2 protein-coding genes are annotated in these 1740 nt (G+C 72.9%); both read left to right on the top strand.

Features of this window, described 5'->3' with window-relative positions; all coding sequences use genetic code 11:
* The first annotated feature begins 51 nt into the window (after nt 1–51).
* A complete protein-coding gene (locus AC27VN_RS40660; protein ID WP_490880389.1) occupies nt 52–1053 on the top strand; it encodes a 2-hydroxyacid dehydrogenase in 1002 nt (333 codons plus the stop codon).
* Nucleotides 1050–1740, top strand: a 691-nt coding sequence (locus AC27VN_RS40655; RefSeq protein ID WP_490880388.1) for a LacI family DNA-binding transcriptional regulator, incomplete at its 3' end; no start/stop codon positions are given. The genes AC27VN_RS40660 and AC27VN_RS40655, both read left to right, overlap by 4 nt.

The following is a 1740-nucleotide window of genomic DNA, read 5'->3' as shown; positions in this document are numbered from 1 at the left end:
CGAGGGCCTGCCGACGCGGGCCGAACTCGAAGCGGCGGGGCTGTGAACGCCATGGCTTCCTCTTCGTCTTCCTCCACCCGCAAGAACATCCTCGTCTTCCGCACCCTGCCCGAGGACCAGCTCGCGCGCCTGCAGGCCGCGCACGAGGTCGTCGTGGCCGACGCGCGCCAGTCGCCCGAGGCCTTCGCGGCCGCGCTGCCGGCGGCGCAGGGCCTGATCGGCTCGAGCGTCAACTTCAATGCCTCGATGCTCGACGCGGCGCCCCGGCTCGAGGTGATCTCGAGCGTCTCGGTCGGTGTCGACAACTACCCGCTGACCGAGCTGCGCCGCCGCAACATCGTGCTGTGCCACACGCCCGACGTGCTGACCGAGACCGTGGCCGACACCATGTTCGCGATCCTCATGGCCACGCAGCGTCGCGTGGTCGAGCTCTCGACCCTGGTGCGCGAGGGCCGCTGGACGAAGAACATCGGCGAGGACCTGTTCGGCACCGACGTGCACGGCAAGACGCTCGGCATCCTCGGCTTCGGCCGCATCGGCCAGGCGGTGGCGCGCCGCGCCGCCCTGGGCTTCGGCATGCCGGTGCTCTACCACGCGCGCCGCGCGGTCGACCTGGCCGCGCAGGCGCCCGAGCTGCAGGGCCGGGCCACGCACACGCCGCTCGACGAGCTGCTCGCGCGCGCCGACATCGTGCTCGCGATGCTGCCGCTGACCGAGGCCACGCGCGGCATGGCCGACGCCGCCTTCTTCGCGCGCATGAAGCCCGGCGCCGCCTTCATCAACGGCGGCCGCGGCGCGACCGTGAACGAGCAGGCGCTGCTCGACGCGCTCGACCAGGGCACGCTGCGCGCGGCCGGCCTCGACGTGTTCGCCAAGGAGCCGCTGCCCGCCGATTCGCCGCTGCGCACCCATCCGCGCGTGACGCCGCTGCCGCACATCGGCTCGGCCACGCACGAGACCCGGCATGCGATGGCCGAGCTCGCGACCACCAACCTGCTGCAGGTGCTGGCCGGGGAGCGGCCGACCGCGCCCTACGACACGGCCAGCGCATGAAACCCACGGGCCGCGCCACCATCGCCGACGTGGCGCAGGCCGCGGGCGTCTCCAAGGCCACGGTCTCGCGCTTCCTCAACCACCGCGAGCGGCTGCTGAGCCCCGACATCGCGGCGCGCGTCGAGGCCGCGATCGCCCAGCTCGCCTATTCGCCGAGCCCGATGGCGCAGGCGCTGAGCCACGGCCGCTCGCGGCTCATCGGCCTGATCGTGGCCGACATCACCAACCCCTATTCGGTGGCGGTGCTGCGCGGCGCCGAGAAGGCCTGCCAGGACGCCGGCTACCTCGTGATGCTGTTCAACCTCGGCAACGAGAGCGAACGCGAGCGCGAGGCCATCGACGCGCTCGCGGGCTACCAGGTCGACGGCTTCATCCTCAACACCCTGGGCCGCGGCAGCGGCGTGTTCGACGCGGTCGCGCTGCACGGCAAGCCCGCGGTGCTGGTCGACCGGCGCCACGCGGGCATGCACACCGACTTCGTCTCGCTCGACAACGAGGCCGCGATGAAGGCCACCTGCGACCACCTGGTCGAGGGCGGCTTTCGCGAGCTGCTCTACGTGACCGAGCCGCTCGCGGGCGTGAGCTCGCGGCGCGAGCGGACCGCGGCCTTCGGCGCCTGCGTGACCGCGAACGGGCCGCGCATGGCCGGCGAGGTGTTCGAGAGCGTGGAGGGCGAACAGCAGGCGC

The sequence above is a fragment of the Variovorax sp. 20P10.2.4 genome (assembly GCF_058244205.1).
Note: the sequence above shows the minus strand (reverse complement) of the source record. Positions and strands in the feature narration are given on the sequence as shown.